The 21194-nt window shown below is 52.2% G+C and carries 20 protein-coding genes and 1 other annotated feature; all 20 genes read left to right on the top strand.

All coding sequences use genetic code 11. From position 1 onward, the window contains the following. Position 1 precedes the first annotated feature (1 nt). The 20 genes from cysS (at position 2) to tuf (ending at position 20856) form a co-directional block, all read left to right on the top strand. Positions 2-1402 carry a cysteine--tRNA ligase gene (gene cysS, locus XYCOK13_RS15635; RefSeq protein WP_213413138.1) on the top strand — a complete coding sequence of 467 codons (1401 nt, stop codon included), beginning with the start codon at positions 2-4 and terminating at the stop codon, positions 1400-1402. Positions 1403-1413: 11 nt separating this feature from the next. Next, positions 1414-1908 (top strand): Mini-ribonuclease 3, encoded by a 495-nt coding sequence (locus XYCOK13_RS15630; RefSeq protein ID WP_213413136.1) that lies wholly within the window; start codon positions 1414-1416, stop codon positions 1906-1908. Further along, positions 1830-2690, top strand: a complete 861-nt coding sequence (gene rlmB / locus XYCOK13_RS15625; protein ID WP_213413134.1) for a 23S rRNA (guanosine(2251)-2'-O)-methyltransferase RlmB — start codon at positions 1830-1832, stop codon at positions 2688-2690. Before XYCOK13_RS15630 ends, rlmB begins: the two co-directional genes overlap by 79 nt. A 19-nt stretch (positions 2691-2709) precedes the next feature. Then, on the top strand, positions 2710-3237 hold the full coding sequence (locus XYCOK13_RS15620) for an NYN domain-containing protein (protein ID WP_213413132.1): 528 nt from the start codon (positions 2710-2712) through the stop codon (positions 3235-3237). A 157-nt stretch (positions 3238-3394) separates the two neighbouring features. Then, a complete protein-coding gene (gene sigH, locus XYCOK13_RS15615; RefSeq protein ID WP_213413131.1) occupies positions 3395-4045 on the top strand; it encodes an RNA polymerase sporulation sigma factor SigH in 651 nt (216 codons plus the stop codon). A 343-nt stretch (positions 4046-4388) separates the two neighbouring features. Then, positions 4389-4538, top strand: coding sequence for a 50S ribosomal protein L33 (rpmG, locus tag XYCOK13_RS15610; protein ID WP_213413130.1), 150 nt, complete (start codon positions 4389-4391; stop codon positions 4536-4538). Positions 4539-4556: 18 nt separating this feature from the next. Continuing rightward, the gene (gene secE / locus XYCOK13_RS15605; RefSeq protein ID WP_213413129.1) at positions 4557-4769 is read left to right on the top strand and encodes a preprotein translocase subunit SecE; all 213 of its coding nucleotides are present in this window, start codon (positions 4557-4559) and stop codon (positions 4767-4769) included. Between the two features lie 22 nt (positions 4770-4791). Beyond that, entirely contained in the window at positions 4792-5325 is a 534-nt protein-coding gene (gene nusG / locus XYCOK13_RS15600) for a transcription termination/antitermination protein NusG (RefSeq protein ID WP_213413127.1), read from the top strand. A gap of 91 nt (positions 5326-5416) precedes the next feature. Then, positions 5417-5842, top strand: a complete 426-nt coding sequence (rplK, locus tag XYCOK13_RS15595) for a 50S ribosomal protein L11 (RefSeq protein ID WP_213413126.1) — start codon at positions 5417-5419, stop codon at positions 5840-5842. 57 nt (positions 5843-5899) lie between these two features. Next, the gene (gene rplA, locus XYCOK13_RS15590; protein ID WP_213413124.1) at positions 5900-6592 is read left to right on the top strand and encodes a 50S ribosomal protein L1; all 693 of its coding nucleotides are present in this window, start codon (positions 5900-5902) and stop codon (positions 6590-6592) included. A gap of 65 nt (positions 6593-6657) precedes the next feature. Beyond that, positions 6658-6813, top strand: a sequence feature (ribosomal protein L10 leader region). Positions 6814-6890: 77 nt separating this feature from the next. Further along, positions 6891-7397 (top strand): 50S ribosomal protein L10, encoded by a 507-nt coding sequence (gene rplJ, locus XYCOK13_RS15585; RefSeq protein ID WP_213413122.1) that lies wholly within the window; start codon positions 6891-6893, stop codon positions 7395-7397. Positions 7398-7430: 33 nt separating this feature from the next. Then, a complete protein-coding gene (gene rplL, locus XYCOK13_RS15580) occupies positions 7431-7796 on the top strand; it encodes a 50S ribosomal protein L7/L12 (RefSeq protein ID WP_213413121.1) in 366 nt (121 codons plus the stop codon). A 164-nt stretch (positions 7797-7960) separates the two neighbouring features. Next, positions 7961-8557 carry a class I SAM-dependent methyltransferase gene (locus tag XYCOK13_RS15575; protein WP_213413120.1) on the top strand — a complete coding sequence of 199 codons (597 nt, stop codon included), beginning with the start codon at positions 7961-7963 and terminating at the stop codon, positions 8555-8557. A 253-nt stretch (positions 8558-8810) separates the two neighbouring features. Further along, a complete protein-coding gene (gene rpoB / locus XYCOK13_RS15570; RefSeq protein ID WP_213413118.1) occupies positions 8811-12356 on the top strand; it encodes a DNA-directed RNA polymerase subunit beta in 3546 nt (1181 codons plus the stop codon). Between the two features lie 41 nt (positions 12357-12397). Further along, positions 12398-16018, top strand: a complete 3621-nt coding sequence (gene rpoC, locus XYCOK13_RS15565; protein WP_213413164.1) for a DNA-directed RNA polymerase subunit beta' — start codon at positions 12398-12400, stop codon at positions 16016-16018. An 86-nt stretch (positions 16019-16104) separates the two neighbouring features. Next, positions 16105-16356, top strand: coding sequence for a ribosomal L7Ae/L30e/S12e/Gadd45 family protein (locus XYCOK13_RS15560; RefSeq protein ID WP_213413116.1), 252 nt, complete (start codon positions 16105-16107; stop codon positions 16354-16356). A 152-nt stretch (positions 16357-16508) separates the two neighbouring features. Beyond that, positions 16509-16931 (top strand): 30S ribosomal protein S12, encoded by a 423-nt coding sequence (gene rpsL / locus XYCOK13_RS15555; protein ID WP_213413114.1) that lies wholly within the window; start codon positions 16509-16511, stop codon positions 16929-16931. 36 nt (positions 16932-16967) lie between these two features. Further along, the gene (gene rpsG, locus XYCOK13_RS15550) at positions 16968-17438 is read left to right on the top strand and encodes a 30S ribosomal protein S7 (RefSeq protein ID WP_213413112.1); all 471 of its coding nucleotides are present in this window, start codon (positions 16968-16970) and stop codon (positions 17436-17438) included. Between the two features lie 42 nt (positions 17439-17480). Further along, entirely contained in the window at positions 17481-19556 is a 2076-nt protein-coding gene (gene fusA, locus XYCOK13_RS15545) for an elongation factor G (RefSeq protein WP_213413109.1), read from the top strand. 106 nt (positions 19557-19662) lie between these two features. Beyond that, positions 19663-20856, top strand: coding sequence for an elongation factor Tu (tuf, locus tag XYCOK13_RS15540; protein ID WP_213413107.1), 1194 nt, complete (start codon positions 19663-19665; stop codon positions 20854-20856). Positions 20857-21194 lie beyond the last annotated feature (338 nt).

Here is a 21194-nt window from a genome sequence, read left to right as displayed (position 1 = left end):
CATGACGCTGCACATATACAACTCGATGAGCCGCCGAAAGGAAAAATTTGAGCCGCTGGCCGCGGGCAAGGTTGCGATGTACGTCTGCGGGCCGACCGTGTACGGCTACATTCATATCGGAAATGCGCGTCCGGTCATATTTTTTGACACTGTGCGCCGCTACTTGACCGTATTGGGCTATGAGGTCCGCTATGTCATGAACTACACGGATGTGGATGACAAGCTTATTCGCAAGGCGGAAGAAATGGGAAAGACCGTGCCGGAAGTGGCGGAGCAATTCATCCAGGCGTTTAACGAGGATGTGCGCAAGCTGGGGGTCGCTCCGGCGATTCATCCGCGTGTGACGGAAACGATACCCGAGATTATCGATTTCATCCGGCGATTGGAAGAAGAGGGCTATGCTTACGAAAACGGTGGAGACGTCTTTTACCGTACGAGCAAATTTGACGAGTATGGCAAGCTCTCGCATCAGAAGCTTGAGGAGCTGCAGTTCGGCAAGCGGATTGAGGTGGATGAACGCAAGGAGCATGCCCAGGATTTCGTCCTGTGGAAGAAAGCCAAGCCGGGCGAAATCTATTGGGAAAGCCCTTGGGGACAAGGCCGTCCAGGCTGGCATATCGAGTGTTCGGCAATGGCCCACAAGCTGCTCGGCGATACGATCGACATTCATGGCGGCGGACTTGATTTGCAGTTTCCGCATCACGAATGCGAGATTGCACAATCCGAGGCATATACCGGCAAGCCGCTGGCACGCTACTGGATGCATAACGGCTATATCCAGATCAACAACGAAAAGATGTCCAAGTCGCTGCATAACGGGGTCCTCGTTCATGACATTCTGGAGAGGATCAAGCCGCAAGCGGTTCGGATGTTCATGCTGTCGACTCACTATCGCAGTCCGCTCTCCTTCAGCGATGACGCATTGAAGCAGGCCGAGCAAAGCTTGAATCGGATACAAAACGCGGCGGACAATCTGCGGCACCGCATGAACGCTGCGGTTGCCCTCTCTGATGAGGACAGCGCAGCGGTACTCGAGAAGCTCGAGGAAACATTGAACCGATTCCATGCAAAAATGCAGGATGATTTCAATACGCCGGATGCGATTACGGCGGTGTTCGACCTGGTCAGCGAACTGAATGTGTACATGGAGCGTCCGCAAACCAATTTGGCTGTTCTGCAGAGAGCGGAAGCCATTCTGAGCGAAATGGATGCGGTATTGGGCATACTACGCGAAGAGGAACAAACGCTGTTGGACGAACAGGTAGAAGCGCTGATTCAGGAACGAGTCGAAGCCCGCAAGGCCAAAAACTGGGCGCGCGCGGATGAAATACGCGACGAGCTTGCCGCGCAAGGGATTTTGCTGGAGGATACCCCGCAGGGCATCCGCTGGCGCCGCAAGTAGGAGGAGACCACTTGGAAAATTGTTTCTATATTCCGCCCGCCAAACCGCCGGAACAAATCAACCCGCTTGTGCTCGCTTATTTGGGCGATACCGTGTACGACTTATTCATTCGCCAGAAGCTGATCGTAGGCAAAAATCATCGACCGGACTATTTGCACAAGCAGGCGAGCCGCTATGTATCGGCCAAGGCGCAGGCTGAGGCGCTGCGCGTCATGCTGCCCGCCTTGAGCGATGAGGAACGCGATGTGGTGAAGCGGGGCAGAAACGCCAAATCGGGAACAGTCCCGAAAAATGCGAATGTGATTGATTATCGGCAAAGCACGGCATTCGAATGCTTGCTCGGATATTTGTATTACAAGGAACGGCACGAACGGTTAAGGGAGATCATGGAGCTCAGTTTGGCGAAGGACGCAGGAGGGAAGCTGGTATGCGAAAAGACAAAGACAGCAAGGGGCAGCGACAGTTCGGCAGCGCCCGCAGCGGCAAGCAGCGGCAAGAGCGAGTAAGGAGCGGCCCGGCTCCCGGTACGGATGCAGAGGAAGCCGGCGCAGTCATCGCCGGCAGGCATGCCGTCATGGAGGCGCTGAAAGCGGGAAGGCCGATACATAAAATATGGCTGGCCGACACAATGCAGCGCTCGTCTATACAGCAGCTTCATGCGCTGGCCAAAGAAGCGGGCATCCCGGTACAGTCGGCGGACAAGCGCAAGCTCGACCAACTGGCAGAAGGCTTGCCGCATCAAGGCGTACTGGCGCAGGCAAGCGCTGCTGAATATGCCGAGGTCGAGGATCTGCTGGCAGCGGCGGAAGCGAAGGGAGAGCCCCCCTTTCTAATCATTCTGGACGAGCTGGAAGATCCGCACAATCTCGGATCGATCCTGCGCAGCTGCGACTGCACCGGGGCGCACGGCGTGATTATTCCGAAGCGCCGGTCTGTCGGACTGACCGCAACGGTGTCGCGGACATCCGCAGGCGCCGTGGAATTTGTGCCGGTAGCGCGGGTAACCAATCTGGCGCAGACGATGGACGATTTGAAGCGGCGCGGCGTCTGGATCGTCGGAACCGATGTGCAGGCCGAAGGGATGGTGAGCGAGCTCGATCTGACCATGCCGGTCGCAATCGTGATCGGCAACGAGCACAAGGGCATCGGCCGGCTTGTCCGGGAACGCTGCGACCTGCTTGGCAAGCTGCCGATGTTCGGACGCATCAATTCGCTGAATGCATCCGTGGCGGCAGGTGTGATCATGTACGAGGTAGTCCGCCAGCGGCAAGCGGCTCTATCCCGATGAAGCGGGTGGATGTCGCGTTATGGAGCATATACTGATAGTGGACGGCTACAATGTAATCGGCGCTTGGCCGGAGCTGAAGCGCTTGGCAGATACCAATCTGGAGGACGCCCGCGATCGTCTTATCGAGATGCTTGCGGACTATCAAGGATTCAGCGGCGCCCGGGTCATCCTTGTTTTCGATGCGCATCAAGTGCCCGGCCTCGGCGGCGCTTACAGCCAATATCGGTTGGATATCCAGTATACGAAGGAGAAGGAAACGGCCGATGAGCGCATTGAGCGGCTTGTGACGCAGCTGATCAACCGCCGCCGGCAAATTCATGTAGCCACGTCCGATCAGACGGAGCAGCATGTTATCTTTGGCAAAGGGGCGCTGCGCAAGCCGGCACGAGAGCTGCTGATCGAGCTGGAGGAAAACCGGAAGCTGGTAGCGGCGCGCGTGGACGAGCAGCGGCAAATGTCGAAGAAGAAAAACCTGCTTATCGGCGGCGTCTCCACCGAAATGCTGCAAAAGTTGGAGCAATGGAGACGGGGGAAGCCGAAATCCTAGTGCCAGCAAGGGATTGCGGGTAGGAAATGTTTAGCAATTGGTTGACGGTTGTCAAAAGGTTCGGGTATACTGAATTTATGTCTTGCTTAAAAACGGAAAGAGGCCGGGTCGCCCGGAGAATTCAAAGCACTTGCCCAGAAGGCCGGAGGGATATTCAGTGAGTCTCGACCTCAATGATTGGATTGCGAGCGATTTAGACCTCGTAGCAGATGAAGATATTGTCGAAGCTGTGCGTGAAGGCGACAGCGATGCGCTGGAATACTTAATTAACAAGTATAAGAATTTTGTACGTGCCAAGGCGCGATCCTATTTTTTAATCGGAGCTGATCGGGAGGATATTGTGCAGGAAGGCATGATCGGACTGTACAAGGCCATTCGCGATTTTAGAGGAGACAAGCTTGCCTCATTCAAGGCCTTTGCCGAGCTGTGCATCACCAGGCAAATCATCACCGCAATCAAAACCGCTACCCGCCAGAAGCACATCCCGCTGAATTCCTACGTATCGTTGGACAAGCCCATTTATGATGAAGACTCTGACCGCACGCTGCTGGACGTCATCTGCGGATCGCGTGTTTCCGATCCGGAGGAGCTGATGATCAACAAGGAGGAATTCAACGGCCTTGAGGACAAGATGGGGGAGATATTGAGCGACCTGGAACGCAAAGTGCTGATGCATTACCTGGACGGCCGTTCCTATCAAGAAATTGCGGTTGATCTGGACAGGCATGTCAAGTCGATCGACAATGCCTTGCAGCGGGTGAAGCGCAAGCTTGAACGCTATTTGGAAGGACGTAATATTCACATTTAGTCGGAACGGCATCCGGAAGAAGGGTGCTGTTTTTTTAGTGGTTTCAAAGAGTGGAAGGAGTTTCGATGGATTCGTGTCATAGCATGTATAATTGCAGGCATGCGGCAGGTTTAAACCGCGCCGGAACCGTCCATACTGGAAATATCCGTCTCTCGTCATCTAATCTGGCAGGATGATAGGGAAAGCCGACACTGGCCGTACTGTCTGCGATCCAAGCATGCTGCAAGTATCAAGCTTTCTTTCTTGACATGGAATAGGCCATGTGATAAAGTTTGTTAGGTAGCCCTAAATTAGCGCAGTACATTTGGTTGGATATAGAAGGTTGTTTCGGGAGGTGTACGGCATGCGGGTAATTATCACATTGGCTTGTACGGATTGCAAACAGCGCAACTATACGAGCACGAAGAACAAGAAGACCCATCCTGACCGCATGGAATTGAAGAAATATTGCAAGTTTTGCAATGGACAGACCGTTCATCGTGAAACAAGGTAGTTAGTTGGAGGTGCTGTAGTGACTTTTTTGGCTAAAATAAAGCAGGGGTTCGGTTCGACTTTCTCGTTTTTTGCAGATAGCTGGTCGGAGCTGAAGAAAGTGCGTTGGCCTAACCGTAAAGAGATGACCAGTTATACGATTGTCGTTATCGTCACGGTATTGATCGTAACGCTCTATTTTTATGTTCTGGACATGGGCATCACCGAATTGATCCGACTCGTGTTTGAGTAAGCGCTCCAAAGGTGGCTTGATTATGGATAAAAGGTGGTACGTCGTTCATACTTATTCTGGGTATGAGAACAAGGTCAAAGCGAATCTGGAGAAACGCGTCGAATCGATGGATATGACGGATAAGATCTTCCGTGTGCTTGTTCCGATGGAGGAAGAGCTCGTGAACAAGGACGGGAAGAAGAAAACCGTGATGCGCAAAGTATATCCCGGTTACGTGCTGGTGGAAATGATTCAGACAGATGACTCCTGGTATGTTGTCCGCAATACGCCGGGTGTGACTGGCTTTGTCGGATCCACAGGCTCCGGTTCCAAGCCGACTCCGCTTCTGCCGGAGGAAGTTGAAGCGATTCTCAAGCATATGGGCATGGAAGAGCCGAAGCCGAAGATTGACTTCAGCATGAAAGAGAATGTTCGCGTGAAGGTCGGGCCGTTTGCGAACTTCGTCGGAACGGTTGAAGAGATTCTCGCAGATAAGAGCAAGTTGAAAGTTCATGTGAACATGTTTGGAAGGGAAACCCCGCTTGAGCTTGATTTTTCTCAGGTGGAGAAAATATAGCTTTCCAACAAGGTCTATCTTTAGGGTAGACCTTGATTAGTGGGAGGGTACAATCCCGTCTTACCACAATCTGGGCAAGGAGGTGTTTTGCATGGCTAAGAAGGTCATCAAAGTTGTTAAGTTGCAAATTCCGGCAGGTAAAGCGAACCCGGCGCCACCGGTAGGTCCTGCTCTTGGTCAAGCTGGCGTGAATATCATGGCATTCTGTAAAGAATTCAATGCGCGCACGCAAGATCAAGCCGGCCTCGTCATTCCGGTAGTGCTCACCGTGTTCGAGGATCGTTCGTTCACATTCGAAACGAAGACCCCGCCTGCTGCCGTATTGTTGCGTGTAGCTGCTGGTATCCAAAAAGGTTCCGGCGTGCCGAACAAGACGAAAGTAGCAACGTTGAAACGCGCGAAAGTGCAAGAAATCGCGGAGCAAAAAATGCCTGACCTGAATGCGGCTTCCGTTGAAGCGGCAATGCGGATGGTAGAAGGTACTGCCAGAAGCATGGGAATCGTAATCGAAGACTAATTACGCTTCCTCAGTGGGAGGATTATCCGCTAACACCACTATAAGGAGGATACGAATATGCCGAAGCATGGCAAGAAATATCAAGAAGCGGCCAAGCTGATCGACAGCGAGAAGCTGTATGAGTCGCAAGAAGCGGTAGAGCTTGTGAAAAAAGCGGCTACAGCGAAATTTGACGAAACCATTGAAGCGGCCGTTCGCCTCGGCGTCGATCCGAAGAAACAGGATCAAGCCGTGCGCGGTGTCGTAGTGCTGCCGCATGGAACCGGTAAAACTAGACGTGTGCTAGTGTTCGCCAAGGGTGACAAGGCGAAGGAAGCGGAAGCGGCGGGAGCCGATTATGTAGGCGATCAGGACATGATCAACAAGATCCAGCAGGGCTGGTTCGAGTTTGATGTCTGCGTCGCGACTCCCGACATGATGAGCGAAGTGGGTAAGCTCGGACGGATTCTCGGCGGCAAAGGCTTGATGCCGAACCCGAAAGCCGGAACCGTAACGACTGACGTTACCAAGGCTGTGCAAGAAATCAAGGCCGGTAAGATCGAGTATAGACTCGACAAAGCCGGACAGATTCATGCGCCAATCGGCAAAGCTTCGTTCGATGCAGACAAGTTGAATGAAAACTTGAAAGCATTGATGGATGCTTTGAACCGCTCGAAGCCGGCTGCAGCTAAAGGCGTATACCTGAAAGGATTGGCCATCTCTTCGACGATGGGGCCAAGCGTACGCATTAATCTGCAGAGCTATCGCTAATCAAAGCTTGACGTGAACAGAATATCGTGATATAGTTATCGATGTTCTGCGTTATGGATATTGCGAAAAAGTGAATAAGCTTGCCGTAGACAGCAGGTGCCGGACGTGAGTCGGCTTAATATCCCGCCGAGGTGTTGCGATAGATTCGAATTTACACAGCCATGTGTGTTCTGAATGAATTCCAGCCTCCGTATGTCTACGGGGGCTTTCCTTATTTCTAGCAAGACGGATTGGTTTAGGGCTACCGGTTCCGTCGGCATATTTCGTCGAAGCATTAGTCAAATGGAGGTGTAACAAGTTGCCAAACGCTAGAGTTCTTGAACAAAAACAACAGCAAGTAGCGGAAGTGAGCGAGAAGCTTCGGGAGTCAGCGTGCACCGTAGTTGCGGATTACCGCGGTCTGAACGTTGCGCAAGTGACCGAGCTGCGCAAACAGCTTCGCGAAGCTGGCGTGGAATTCTCCGTACTGAAGAATACCTTGACTCGCCGTGCGACTGCTGCTACTGAACTGACTGAATTAGACGCGCATCTGACTGGTCCGACCGCGATTGCGTTCAGCCGTGAAGATGCAGTGGCGCCAGCCAAGATCCTGGTTGAGTTCGCCAAGAAGAACGAAGCATTGAAGGTGAAGGCAGGCGTTCTGGAAGGCCAGGTAGTGGACGCTTCTCAAATTAAAGCGTTGGCGGATCTGCCGTCCCGCGAAGGCTTGCTTTCCATGTTGCTTAGCGTGCTTCAAGCGCCTGTGCGTAACTTTGCGCTTGCGGTTAAAGCCGTTGCTGAAAAGGAAGAACCCCAACAAGCATGATATGCGAATCTATCATTTTAGGAGGATATTAGCATGAGTAATGAGCAAATCTTAGAAGCCATTAAAGGCATGACCGTTCTGGAACTGAACGAATTGGTTAAAGCAATCGAAGAGGAATTTGGCGTAACAGCAGCTGCTCCGGTAGCGGTTGTAGGCGGCGCTGCAGGCGGAGAGGCTGCTGCAGAACAAAGCGAATTCGACGTAATCTTGGCGAACGCTGGCGCTTCCAAGATCAACGTAATCAAAGCTGTTCGCGAAATTACAGGTCTTGGCCTGAAAGAAGCGAAAGAGCTGGTTGACAACGCTCCGAAGCCAATCAAAGAAAAAGTGTCCAAAGAAGACGCAGAAGCAGTTAAAGCGAAGCTTGAAGAAGCTGGCGCAACTGTAGAATTGAAATAAGAAATCGCACCTATCATATGTGCCAAGAAGCTGCCCCATCAGCAGAAGCCTGCTGCAGGGGCAGCTTTGGTTATATAGGCACCTATGCGCATGCGCAATTTCGACAACGCATGCGAAAATTCGAACAACATTTGCGGAACATGCCCTTGAAGGAGGCTTGGAACGTGAGCGACCACTACTATTCACAACAGCCGGGATCGGAGCATGATCGGAGATTGATTGAGACAAGCTTAAGCGGCGTGAAGCTTTCCTTCATAACCGATGCCGGGGTTTTTTCGAAGGGTGGGCTGGATGAAGGATCGGCCTTGCTGATTGAACAATTTGAAGCTGCGCCAGGCGCAAGGATTGCGGACGTGGGATGCGGGTATGGGCCGATTGGTCTCTACTTGGCCAAACGGATTCCGGAAAGTGCGGTTACTATGCTGGATATGAATGAGAGAGCTTTGGACCTGGCGAGGGAAAACGCAGCCAGAAACGGTATTACAGGAGTTCGCGTGCTTGCGTCCGACGGCTTGCAGGCTGTCAAGGAAGAGAAGTTCGACGCGATTGCAACGAACCCGCCGATCCGTGCCGGCAAAGCGACCGTGCATCGCATCTTCGAGGAAGCGCATGATTGTCTGGAGGCTGGAGGGGCATTGTGGGTCGTCATTCGGACGAAGCAAGGAGCCCCTTCTGCAAAGCGAAAGCTGGAAAGCATGTTCGAGCAGGTAGACGAACGGGCGAAAAATAAAGGATATCGCATCTATCGGGCGATCAAGTAATCTGTTTTTTTTGTTTGACTGAGAAAATTGGGTGTGTTATGATTATAAAATGTCAGCATTAAAAATGGGATGAGTGTCTTTAGTTGAGTAAAATGTCAAGCACTTTTTTTCCTGCTGTTATGCATAAAGTTGCCGTACTTTACGTATAATGTTTAGATTTTAGGTAAATCTACATAGTAGGGTAAAGTGTGCTTGTACGGGATAAAGACACAATCCATAGCACGGTCTAGTAGACTTAAGGGGTGAAGGAAAGTTGGCAGGACATCTTGTTCAATATGGTCGACGCGAGCGCAGGAGTTACGCACGGATCAAGGAAGTTTTAGATATCCCGAACTTGATTGAAATCCAGCAAAAATCATACGAATGGTTTTTGCAGGAAGGTCTGCGCGAAATGTTTCACGATATTTCGCCCATTCAGGATTTCACCGGCAATCTCGTCTTGGAATTTATCGATTACAGTCTGGGAGAGCCGAAATATTCTGTCGATGAATCAAAAGAGCGGGACGTAACCTATGCGGCGCCGTTAAGAGTGAAAGTGCGTCTTATCAACAAGGAAACCGGTGAAGTCAAGGAACAGGAAGTCTTCATGGGTGATTTTCCATTGATGACAGAAACGGGCACATTCATTATTAATGGTGCGGAGAGGGTCATTGTCAGTCAGCTTGTCCGCAGCCCAAGCGTTTACTTTAGCACGAAGATGGATAAAAACGGCAAGAAGGCATATACCGCAACGGTCATTCCAAACCGCGGAGCCTGGTTAGAGCTCGAAACCGATGCCAAGGACATTATTTATGTGCGCATTGACCGTACGCGTAAAATTCCTGTGACGGTTCTTTTGCGTGCGCTCGGCTTTGGCACCGATCAAGAAATTATAGATCTTTTGGGTGAGGATGAGTACATTCGCAACACCCTGGACAAGGACAATACGGATTCCACGGAGAAAGCGCTCATTGAAATCTATGAACGCCTTCGTCCGGGCGAGCCGCCTACATTGGACAATGCCAGAAACCTGCTGATTGCCCGGTTCTTTGATCCGAAGCGTTACGATCTGGCTAATGTGGGCCGTTACAAAATTAACAAGAAGCTGCATATCAAGAACCGTCTTTTCAATCAGCGGTTGGCAGAGTCGTTGATCGACGAAGAGACCGGCGAGATTATTGCAGAGGCTGGCCAAGTGGTAGACAGAAGACTGCTTGACCAGATTATTCCGTATCTTGAGAAGAGTGTCGGCTTCAGGGATTATAAAGTGACAGGCGGCGTACACGAAAGCGAAACGATTCCGCTGCAGCGCATTAATGTTTTCTCGCCTGTGGAAGATGGCAAGGTCATCACCGTTATTTCGAACTCCAATATTGACAAATCCGTCAAGCATATTACGCCTTCGGATATTATTGCGTCCATCAGCTATTTCATGAATCTGCTTCATGATGTGGGCAGCACGGACGACATTGACCATTTGGGCAACCGCCGCTTGCGTTCCGTAGGGGAGCTGCTTCAGAACCAGTTCCGGATCGGACTGTCGCGAATGGAGCGTGTTGTGCGTGAGCGGATGTCGATCCAAGATGCGAATGTCATCACGCCGCAAGCGCTGATCAACATTCGTCCGGTTATCGCTTCGATTAAGGAGTTTTTCGGAAGCTCCCAGCTCTCGCAGTTCATGGATCAGACGAACCCGTTGGCGGAGTTGACGCATAAGCGTCGTCTGTCCGCGCTTGGACCGGGCGGATTGACAAGGGAACGCGCAGGCTTTGAAGTGCGGGACGTGCATCATTCCCACTATGGACGGATGTGCCCGATTGAGACGCCGGAAGGTCCGAACATCGGATTGATCAACTCGCTGTCCACATACGCCCGCATCAATGAATACGGCTTTATCGAAACGGCGTATCGCAAGGTTGATCCGGAGACCAACCGCGTCACCGATCAGATTGATTACTTGACAGCGGATGAAGAGGACAATTATGTTATCGCGCAGGCGAATGCCGAGTTGAACGAGGACGGCAGCTTTGCAAATGAGAACGTCATTGTCCGCTACAACAAAACATCCGACAACATCTTGACGCTGCCGCGCGAGCGCGTTGATTACATGGATGTATCTCCGAAGCAGGTCGTCTCCGTCGCAACGGCGATGATTCCGTTCTTGGAGAACGATGACTCGAACCGTGCGCTGATGGGCTCGAACATGCAGCGGCAGGCGGTGCCGCTTCTCATTCCGAAGGCGCCGCTGGTTGGCACAGGCATGGAGCATAAGGCAGCGAAGGATTCCGGCGTTTGCATCGTATCCAAGGTGCATGGCGTTGCAGAACGCGTCAGCGCGAACGAGATTTGGATTCGCCAGGTTCAGGAAGTCGATGGCAAGCAGGTGAGGGGCGACTTGATCAAGCACAAGCTGCACAAGTTCCTCCGTTCCAACCAGGGAACCTGCATTAACCAGCGTCCGCTGATCAGACAAGGCGAAATCGTGAAGCCTGGCGATATTCTTGCAGACGGCCCTTCCACCGAAATGGGAGAGCTTGCACTTGGACGCAACGTCGTTGTGGCTTTCATGACTTGGGAAGGGTACAACTACGAGGATGCGATTTTGCTTAGCGAAAAGCTTGTGAAAGAGGATGTTTATACCTCTATTCACATTGAAGAATATGAATCCGAGGCGCGTGATACGAAGCTCGGACCAGAGGAAATTACCCGCGATATCCCGAATGTTGGCGAGGATGCGCTCAAAAATCTCGATGAGCGCGGCATTATCCGCGTAGGGGCGGAAATCGGCGCCGGCGATATTCTGGTAGGCAAGGTAACGCCGAAGGGCGTGACGGAGCTGACCGCGGAAGAGCGTCTGCTGCACGCAATCTTCGGCGAGAAGGCGCGTGAAGTTCGTGATACGTCGCTGCGAGTGCCGCATGGCACGGACGGCATTGTCGTAGATGTAAAAGTATTCACTCGCGAGAATGGCGATGAGCTGCCGCCAGGCGTGAACCAGCTGGTGCGCGTTTATATCGCGCAAAAGCGGAAGATTTCCGAAGGCGACAAGATGGCGGGACGCCACGGGAACAAAGGGGTTATCGCACGCATTTTGCCGGAAGAGGATATGCCGTTCCTTCCTGACGGTACGCCAGTTGAGGTTGTCCTGAATCCGCTTGGCGTTCCTTCGCGGATGAATATCGGACAGGTGCTGGAGGTTCATCTCGGCATGGCAGCCAAACGGCTTGGCCTGCATATGTCGACACCGGTATTCGATGGAGCCAGCGAGATAGATGTGTTTGACACCATGGAAGAAGCCGGTATGCAGCGCAACGGCAAGACCGTGCTGTTCGACGGTCGTACAGGTGAGCAATTCGAACGCGAAGTTACGGTTGGCGTCATGTACATGATCAAGCTGGCGCACATGGTTGACGACAAGATTCATGCTCGTTCGACTGGACCATACTCGCTCGTTACGCAGCAGCCGCTGGGCGGAAAGGCGCAGTTCGGCGGACAGCGCTTCGGTGAGATGGAAGTGTGGGCGCTGGAAGCCTACGGCGCAGCGTATACGCTGCAAGAGATATTGACCGTGAAGTCGGATGACGTGGTCGGCCGCGTCAAGACGTACGAGTCGATTGTCAAAGGCGAGAACGTGCCGGAGCCTGGCGTTCCGGAATCCTTCAAGGTATTGATCAAGGAACTGCAAAGCTTGGGCATGGATGTGAAGATCCTGACCGAGAACGAAGAGGAGATCATCATGAAGGAAGTCGACGACGACGACGAGGGCGCTGGCGACAAGCTTAACCTGAACCTAGAAGGCGCTGAAGCTGGAGCGGAATAAACGAGTTTCATGTGATAGAACAAACACAGGGAGGGTTGCTCCTGATGGATGTCAACAACTTCGAATTTATGAAGATCGGTCTCGCATCGCCCGACAAGATTCGCTCTTGGTCCAGAGGGGAAGTCAAGAAGCCGGAAACGATCAACTACCGTACCTTGAAGCCGGAGAAGGAAGGCTTGTTCTGCGAGAAGATCTTCGGGCCGACCAAGGACTGGGAATGTCACTGCGGCAAGTACAAGCGCGTTCGCTATAAAGGCGTTGTCTGTGATCGTTGCGGCGTTGAAGTGACGCGCCAGAAAGTGCGCCGCGAACGTATGGGCCATATTGAGCTGGCTGCCCCTGTTTCGCATATTTGGTATTTCAAAGGCATTCCGAGCCGTATGGGTTTGGCGCTGGATATGTCGCCCCGTTCTCTGGAAGAGATCATCTACTTCGCTTCCTACGTGGTGACAGATCCCGGCGATACGCCGCTGGAGAAGAAGCAGCTTCTCTCTGAGAAGGAGTATCGCAGCTATCGCGAGAAATACGGCTATGCTTTCACTGCCGGAATGGGAGCGGAAGCTGTTAAGAAGCTTCTGCAGGATATAGATATCGATCGCGAAGTCGATATGCTGAAGGAAGAATTGAAGACTGCGCAAGGGCAGCGACGCAATCGTGCGATCAAGCGCCTGGAAGTGCTTGAAGCGTTCCGCCATTCCGGCAACTTGCCGGAGTGGATGGTCATGGACGTATTGCCGGTCATTCCGCCAGAGCTGCGCCCGATGGTGCAGTTGGATGGCGGTCGATTCGCTACTTCCGATTTGAACGACTTGTACCGTCGCGTCATCAACCGGAACAACCGCTTGAAGCGGCTGCTGGACCTCGGTGCGCCGGATATTATCGTACAGAACGAGAAGCGCATGCTGCAGGAAGCTGTGGACGCCCTGATTGATAATGGACGTCGGGGACGTCCGGTAACAGGTCCCGGCAACCGTCCGTTGAAATCGCTCAGCCACATGCTGAAGGGCAAGCAAGGGCGCTTCCGCCAAAACCTGCTCGGCAAGCGCGTTGACTACTCCGGTCGTTCCGTTATTGTTGTTGGACCGAACCTGAAGATGTATCAATGCGGCCTTCCGAAGGAGATGGCGTTGGAGCTGTTCAAGCCGTTCGTTATGAAAGAGCTTGTAAGCAAAGGCTTAGCTCACAATATCAAGAGCGCAAAGCGCAAGGTGGAGAAGGTCAGCCCTGAAGTGTGGGATGTCCTTGAACAAGTAATTAAGGAGCATCCGGTTCTGCTGAACCGCGCGCCTACGTTGCACAGACTCGGCATTCAGGCATTCGAGCCGATTCTGGTCGAAGGCAAGGCGATCCGTCTCCATCCGCTCGTATGTACAGCTTACAATGCCGACTTTGACGGAGACCAAATGGCGGTTCACGTACCGTTGTCATCTGAGGCTCAAGCGGAAGCAAGACTGCTGATGCTGGCTTCGGGCAACATTCTGAATCCGAAGGACGGCAAGCCAGTCGTTACGCCTTCTCAGGATATGGTGCTCGGCAGCTTCTATTTGACTGTCGACAATCCGGAGGCCAAGGGAACAGGTGCGATCTTCAGCTCGGCAGAGGAAGCGTTCGCCGCTTATCAGAACGGCCATGTAGCGCTCCATGCGCGCTGTGCCATACCGGTCAAAGCGTTGAAGAAGGACAGCTTTACGGAAGAGCAGAATAAGGCCATGCTGATCACAACGGTCGGCAAGATTATCTTTAACGATATTTTTCCAAGCTCGTTCCCGTACATTAACGATCCCAGCAAGAACAACCTGCTGTATGGAACGCCGGAAGAATACTTCGTATATGAAAAGGGCGTAGATCTGAGGGAACGGATTCTCAACATGCCGGTTCGGCAAGCGATTGGCAAGGAGAATCTCGGAGCGATCATCGGCGAGTGCTTCCGCCGTTATCACACAACCCAAACGTCGATTATTCTCGACCGCATTAAGGAAACCGGCTTTACGTATTCCACGAAGGCGGGTATCTCCATTGCGGTGGCGGACGTTATCGTGCCGGATGAGAAGCGCGCTATTATGAGCGAGTCCGAAGAGAAGGTCAAGGTCGTTACGAACCAGTATCGCCGCGGCTTGATTACGAACGACGAGCGCTATGACCGCATTATTGCCATCTGGAGTAAAGCGAAGGACGATCTGACCGACATTCTGATGAAGTCGCTTGACCGTTTCAACTCCATCTCCATGATGGTCGAGTCTAAAGCGCGGGGTAACAAATCACAGATCACGCAGCTTGGCGGTATGCGCGGCCTGATGGCGAACCCGTCCGGACGCATTATCGAGTTGCCGATCAAGTCGAACTTCCGCGAGGGTCTGACCGTTTTGGAATACTTTATTTCCACGCACGGCGCGCGGAAAGGCTTGGCGGATACCGCTTTGAGAACAGCCGACTCGGGTTACCTGACTCGCCGTCTGGTCGATGTTGCTCAGGATGTGATCGTTCGCGAAGAGGATTGCGGCACAGACAAAGGCTTCGTCGTTGGCAAGATTCACGATGGCCGCGAGGTTATCGAGGATCTGTATGATCGCCTGGAAGGACGCTATTCGTTCGAAACCGTCCGTCATCCGGAGAGCGGTGATGTTATCGTTGGCCGCAATGAGCTGATCGATTCCAATATCGCCGAAGCGATTGTGGCAGCAGGCATCGAACGCGTTCAAATACGCTCGGTACTGAGCTGCCGCACCCAGCATGGTGTCTGCAAGCGTTGCTATGGGCGGAATCTGGCAACAGGCAAGCACGTGGAAATCGGCGAGGCCGTCGGCATTATTGCCGCTCAATCGATCGGCGAGCCAGGCACGCAGTTGACGATGCGGACGTTCCACACCGGCGGTGTTGCCGGGGACGATATCACGCAAGGTTTGCCGCGTATCCAGGAGCTGTTCGAGGCGCGCAATCCGAAAGGGCAGGCCATTATCTCGGAAATCGACGGGGTCATCAAGGATATTCGCGATGCCAAGGATCGCCGGGAAATCGAAGTGGAGGGCGAAGCCGAAACGAAGGTGTACAGCGTAAGCTTCGGATCGCGCATTCGCGTCAGCGTAGGGCAGGAAATCGAGGCTGGCGACGAAATTACCGACGGTTCCATCGATCCTAAGGATATGCTTCGCATTAAGGGTATCCGAGGCGTGCAGAACTACATTCTTCAAGAAGTGCAGCGCGTGTACCGGAACCAAGGCGTTGAGATCAATGACAAGCACGTGGAGGTCATGATTCGTCAGATGCTGCGCAAGATCCGCATTGTGGACAACGGGGATACAACCTTGCTGCCGGGGGCATTCGTGGACATTCACGAATATGAGGAAGCAAACAAGGTTGCCTTGTTCGCGGGCAAGGAGCCTGCCGTTGCCAAACCGGTTCTGCTCGGTATCACGAAGGCATCTCTCGAAACGGATTCCTTCCTGTCGGCTGCATCCTTCCAGGAGACAACTCGCGTCCTGACCGACGCCGCCATCAAAGGCAAAGTCGATCAGCTGCTTGGTCTCAAGGAGAATGTCATTATCGGCAAGCTGATTCCTGCCGGAACAGGCATGAACCGATATCGGGGCATCGATATTATCGATCCGAACGAGCCGGAATCTGAGGAATTAGAGGACTTCGCAGAAGCTGTGCCGGTGGAATAATTGCAGCTTGACAGTGCGATAATCCGCATGCTACACTGTCGTAGTGTGCCAAAAACATTGGACGTTTGTTTGGGAGGTAAACGCACATGTCTGTGGATAAAGCCATTCAGGCTGGAACCATGAAAATAGGCACCAAACAAACGATCAAGCAGGTGGAAATGGGTGCAGCCGCTGAAGTGTTTGTGGCGAAGGATGCGGACCCTCGCATCGCGGGGAAAATCATCAACCTGTGCAAAAAGCACAATGTGAAAATGACCAGCGTCGAGACGATGAAGCAGCTTGGCAAAGCATGCGGCATTGACGTTGGCGCCGCCATGGCGGTGCGAATAAAGGATTAAACTCCGTTTTTATCGAAGGGGTTCGCCGAGTAGTGGCCTGAACAAGGCCGCGAATCTCTTCGGTAAAGACGTTTCGTTTGTCCAAGTATGAACCGCCTGGACCTGTGGGCTTAACATTACGTTCATAAATCGCTTTGGAAGGAGGTGGCGACATGCCAACAATTAACCAATTGGTGCGCAAGGGTCGTAAAGCGAAAGTCGTAAAATCGAAATCGCCGGCTCTGCAAAAAGGATTCAATGCCATGAAGCGGGAAGAGACAGACCTGAGCTCTCCGCAAAAGCGCGGTGTTTGCACCCGTGTAGGTACAATGACTCCGAAGAAACCGAACTCCGCCCTGCGGAAATATGCTCGTGTGCGTCTGACGAACCGTGTAGAGGTAACTGCATATATTCCGGGTATCGGCCACAACCTGCAAGAACACAGCGTTGTGCTGATTCGCGGCGGCCGGGTCAAAGACCTGCCAGGTGTTCGTTACCACATCGTTCGCGGTGCGCTTGATACTGCTGGTGTTAACAACCGGATGCAGGCCCGTTCCAAATATGGTACGAAGCGCCCGAAAGAAAAGAAACAGTAACAACAGGAATAATCTGACTGGGAAAGGGGGATGACTATGCCACGGAAAGGTCCGGTGCCTCGCCGAGATGTATTGCCTGATCCGATCTATAATAGCAAATTGGTCACCCGTTTAATCAACCGTATTATGATCGACGGCAAGAGAGGCGTTGCGCAAACAATTCTTTATCGTGCCTTTGATCTCATCAAGGATCGCACAGGCAATGATCCGATGGAAGTGTTTGAACAAGCTCTGAAGAACATTATGCCGGTACTTGAAGTTAAAGCACGCCGTGTTGGCGGTGCGAACTATCAGGTTCCGATTGAAGTGAAGCCTGAGCGCCGCACTTCGCTGGGACTTCGCTGGTTGGTGAACTACTCGCGTCTGCGCGGGGAGAAAACCATGGAGGAGCGTCTGGCAGCTGAAATCATCGACGCCAGCAACAACACTGGCGCAGCGGTGAAGAAGAGAGAAGACACGCACAAAATGGCCGAAGCCAACAAAGCATTCGCGCATTATCGCTGGTAAAATTCAATCAATACGAGTTAGATCGAGAAAGGAGACCCAATCATGGCAAGAGAGTTCTCCTTGGAAAATACGCGTAATATCGGGATCATGGCTCATATTGATGCGGGTAAGACTACTACAACGGAACGCATTCTGTTCTATACCGGACGTGTTCACAAAATCGGAGAAGTGCATGAAGGCGCAGCTACGATGGACTGGATGGAGCAAGAACAAGAGCGCGGTATCACGATTACTTCCGCTGCGACAACGGCGCAGTGGAAAGGTCACCGCATTAATATCATCGATACCCCGGGACACGTTGACTTCACAGTTGAGGTTGAGCGTTCCCTCCGCGTATTGGACGGAGCAGTTGGTGTTTTCAGTGCGAAAGAAGGCGTTGAGCCTCAATCGGAGACTGTTTGGAGACAGGCCGACAAGTATGGTGTACCACGTATTGCGTACGTCAATAAGATGGACATCGTTGGCGCGGACTTCCTGAACGTCATTGAATCGATGAGAGACAGACTGCAAGCCAATGCAGTTGCCATTCAATTGCCTATCGGTGCTGAGAATGATTTCAACGGGATTATCGATATTGTGGAAGAAGTAGCTTACTTGTTCAAGGATGATCTTGGCAAGGAAGTAGAAAAAATCGATGTGCCGGAAGAGTACAAAGCAAAGGTAGAAGAGCTGCGTACGGAGCTGATCGAGAAGGTAGCCGAGCTGGATGAAGAACTGACAATGAAGTACTTGGAAGGTGAAGAAATCACAGTGGCGGAGCTGAAAGCTGCGCTTCGCAAAGGTGTCTGTGACGTGAAGATCTTCCCTGTCGTTTGCGGTTCCTCCTACAGAAACAAAGGCGTACAATCCATGATCGACGCAGTTGTTGACTATCTCCCGTCCCCGGTCGATGTCCCTGACATCAAGGGTGTGCTGGAAGATGGCACGGAAACAACGCGCAAATCCTCGGATAATGAGCCGTTTGCGGCTCTGGCGTTCAAGATTGCGACCGACCCGTTTGTCGGTAAGTTGACCTTCTTCCGCGTATATTCCGGTATTTTGAAATCCGGTTCCTACGTATTGAACGCGACGAAAGGCAAGCGTGAGCGTATTGGCCGTATTCTCCAAATGCATGCGAACAGCCGTGAGGAAATCTCGGAGGTTTATGCCGGCGATATCGCTGCAGCGGTAGGCTTGAAGGACACGGGTACAGGAGATACGTTGTGTGATGAGAAGAATCCAGTTATTCTTGAATCCATGAACTTCCCTGAGCCGGTTATTCATATTGCCGTTGAACCGAAGACGAAGGCTGACCAAGACAAAATGTCTACTGCGCTTGCCAAGCTGACGGAAGAAGATCCGACATTGCGTGCGCATACAGACGAAGAAACTGGTCAAACGATCCTTTCCGGTATGGGCGAGCTTCACCTTGACATTATCGTTGACCGTATGCGTCGCGAGTTCAAGGTAGAAACAAACGTAGGTAAGCCTCAGGTTGCCTATCGTGAGACTTTCCGCAAAGCAGCTCAAGTGGAAGGCAAGTTCGTACGTCAGTCCGGTGGCCGCGGTCAATATGGTCATGTATGGATCGAATTCGAGCCGCTTGAGCCAGGAACAGGCTTCCAATTCGAGAACAAAATTGTCGGCGGTGTTGTTCCTCGTGAATACATCCCTGCCGTACAATCCGGTATCGAAGAAGCTATGCAGAACGGCGTACTTGCCGGCTTCCCGCTGGTGGATGTCAAGGCGACGATCTTTGATGGATCGTACCACGATGTCGACTCCAGTGAGATGGCGTTCAAGATCGCAGGTTCGATGGCGCTCAAGGCTGCCAAGGACAAATGTAGCCCGGTATTGCTGGAGCCGATCATGAAGGTTGAAGTTACGGTTCCTGAAGAGTATATGGGTGACGGCATGGGTATGCTGAACTCCCGTCGCGGCCGCATTGAGGGAATGGATTCCCGCGCAGGCGCTCAAGTCATTCGCGCGATGGTGCCATTGTCCGAAATGTTCGGATTCTCGACTACTCTGCGTTCCGGTACACAAGGTCGCGGCGTGTTCTCGATGGAGCTTTCTCACTATGAAGAAGTTCCGAAGAACATTTCCGACGAGATTGTAGCGAAAAATAAAGGCGAATAAGCTTTCGCTAAGCGCCTGAACGATTAAGGGTTTATAGGTCATTCGCCGCCCAGGCGGCGAAGACCGGTAATATATATTCTATTACTTAAGGAGGACATGATTTACAATGGCTAAAGCTAAATTCGAACGTACGAAACCACACGTTAACATTGGTACAATTGGTCACGTTGACCACGGCAAAACTACTCTGACAGCTGCCATTACAACTGTTTTGGCTGCAAAATACGGCGGCGGAAGCGCTGTTGCATTTGACATGATCGACAAAGCTCCAGAAGAGCGTGAGCGCGGTATCACAATCTCCACTGCACACGTTGAGTACGAAACTGACCAGCGTCACTATGCACACGTTGATTGCCCAGGCCACGCCGACTATGTTAAAAACATGATCACTGGTGCTGCGCAAATGGACGGCGCGATTCTGGTTGTATCCGCTGCTGACGGCCCAATGCCGCAAACGCGTGAGCACATCCTGCTTTCCCGTCAGGTAGGCGTTCCTTACATCGTTGTCTTCTTGAACAAGTGCGACATGGTGGAAGACGAAGAACTGCTTGAACTGGTTGAAATGGAAGTTCGCGACCTGTTGAGCGAATATGAGTTCCCTGGCGACGACACTCCGGTTATCCGTGGTTCCGCTCGTGAAGCTCTGTCGAACCCAACTGGCGAGTGGGCACAAAAAATCGTAGAACTGTTCGAGCAAATCGACAGCTACATCCCAACTCCAGAGCGCGACACTGACAAGCCGTTCCTGATGCCTGTCGAGGACGTATTCTCCATCACAGGACGCGGTACAGTTGCAACTGGTCGTGTAGAGCGCGGCGTTGTAAAAGTTGGCGACGAGATCGAAATCATCGGTCTGCAAGAAGAAGCGAGAAAATCTGTTGTTACAGGTGTTGAGATGTTCCGCAAATTGCTGGACTCCGCTCAAGCTGGTGACAACATCGGCGCGCTGCTTCGTGGTGTAGACCGCACTGACATCGAGCGTGGTCAAGTATTGGCGAAGCCAGGTACGGTTAAGCCTCATACTCAATTCACTGCTCAAATCTACGTCCTGACTAAAGAAGAAGGTGGCCGTCACAAGCCTTTCTTCACTGGCTACCGTCCACAGTTCTACTTCCGTACAACGGACGTAACTGGCATCATCACACTGCCAGAAGGTTCCGAAATGGTTATGCCTGGCGACAACATCACCGTTACGGTTGAATTGATTTCGCCAATCGCTATGGAAGAAGGAACTCGTTTCGCTATCCGCGAAGGCGGCCGTACAGTAGGCGCCGGCGCTGTTGCTACAATTCAAAAGTAATAGCTTCCCCTGAAGCTGTATGAAACTGCCCTTTCAGTCGCAATGACTGTTGGGGCAGTTTTTTATTGGAACATAAACAGGAGTCAGCATGAACAAAAGCCTTCCTAATCCTATTCGCACAATGTGCCAATTGGATGAAGGGAGAATGGCGGAGACATGTTGCAGAATGCGGACAAAATAAAGGGAAAAATGACCGCAATGTTTAAGCGGATGCAGGATCGAGTCGGAATAGAGGAATTTCTTGGTCTAATACTCGTCTGTATGTGCTAGTACGATGTGGAAGCAGCGAGATAAGACCTTGTTGTTCCTTTAATCAGGATAATCATGCTGTTCGCCTC

The sequence above is a fragment of the Xylanibacillus composti genome, from assembly GCF_018403685.1.
Taxonomy (GTDB): Bacteria; Bacillota; Bacilli; order Paenibacillales; family K13; genus Xylanibacillus; species Xylanibacillus composti.
Note: the sequence above shows the minus strand (reverse complement) of the source record. Positions and strands in the feature narration are given on the sequence as shown.

Coding starts and splice junctions, on each gene's coding strand:
- tuf (WP_213413107.1), top strand. CDS start 19,663: ATGGCTAAAGCTAAATTCGAACGTACGAAACCACACGTTAACATTGGT.
- rpsG (WP_213413112.1), top strand. CDS start 16,968: ATGCCACGGAAAGGTCCGGTGCCTCGCCGAGATGTATTGCCTGATCCG.
- cysS (WP_213413138.1), top strand. CDS start 2: ATGACGCTGCACATATACAACTCGATGAGCCGCCGAAAGGAAAAATTT.
- rpmG (WP_213413130.1), top strand. CDS start 4,389: ATGCGGGTAATTATCACATTGGCTTGTACGGATTGCAAACAGCGCAAC.
- fusA (WP_213413109.1), top strand. CDS start 17,481: ATGGCAAGAGAGTTCTCCTTGGAAAATACGCGTAATATCGGGATCATG.
- rpsL (WP_213413114.1), top strand. CDS start 16,509: ATGCCAACAATTAACCAATTGGTGCGCAAGGGTCGTAAAGCGAAAGTC.
- rlmB (WP_213413134.1), top strand. CDS start 1,830: ATGCGAAAAGACAAAGACAGCAAGGGGCAGCGACAGTTCGGCAGCGCC.
- rplK (WP_213413126.1), top strand. CDS start 5,417: ATGGCTAAGAAGGTCATCAAAGTTGTTAAGTTGCAAATTCCGGCAGGT.
- XYCOK13_RS15560 (WP_213413116.1), top strand. CDS start 16,105: ATGTCTGTGGATAAAGCCATTCAGGCTGGAACCATGAAAATAGGCACC.
- rplA (WP_213413124.1), top strand. CDS start 5,900: ATGCCGAAGCATGGCAAGAAATATCAAGAAGCGGCCAAGCTGATCGAC.
- XYCOK13_RS15620 (WP_213413132.1), top strand. CDS start 2,710: ATGGAGCATATACTGATAGTGGACGGCTACAATGTAATCGGCGCTTGG.
- nusG (WP_213413127.1), top strand. CDS start 4,792: ATGGATAAAAGGTGGTACGTCGTTCATACTTATTCTGGGTATGAGAAC.
- rplL (WP_213413121.1), top strand. CDS start 7,431: ATGAGTAATGAGCAAATCTTAGAAGCCATTAAAGGCATGACCGTTCTG.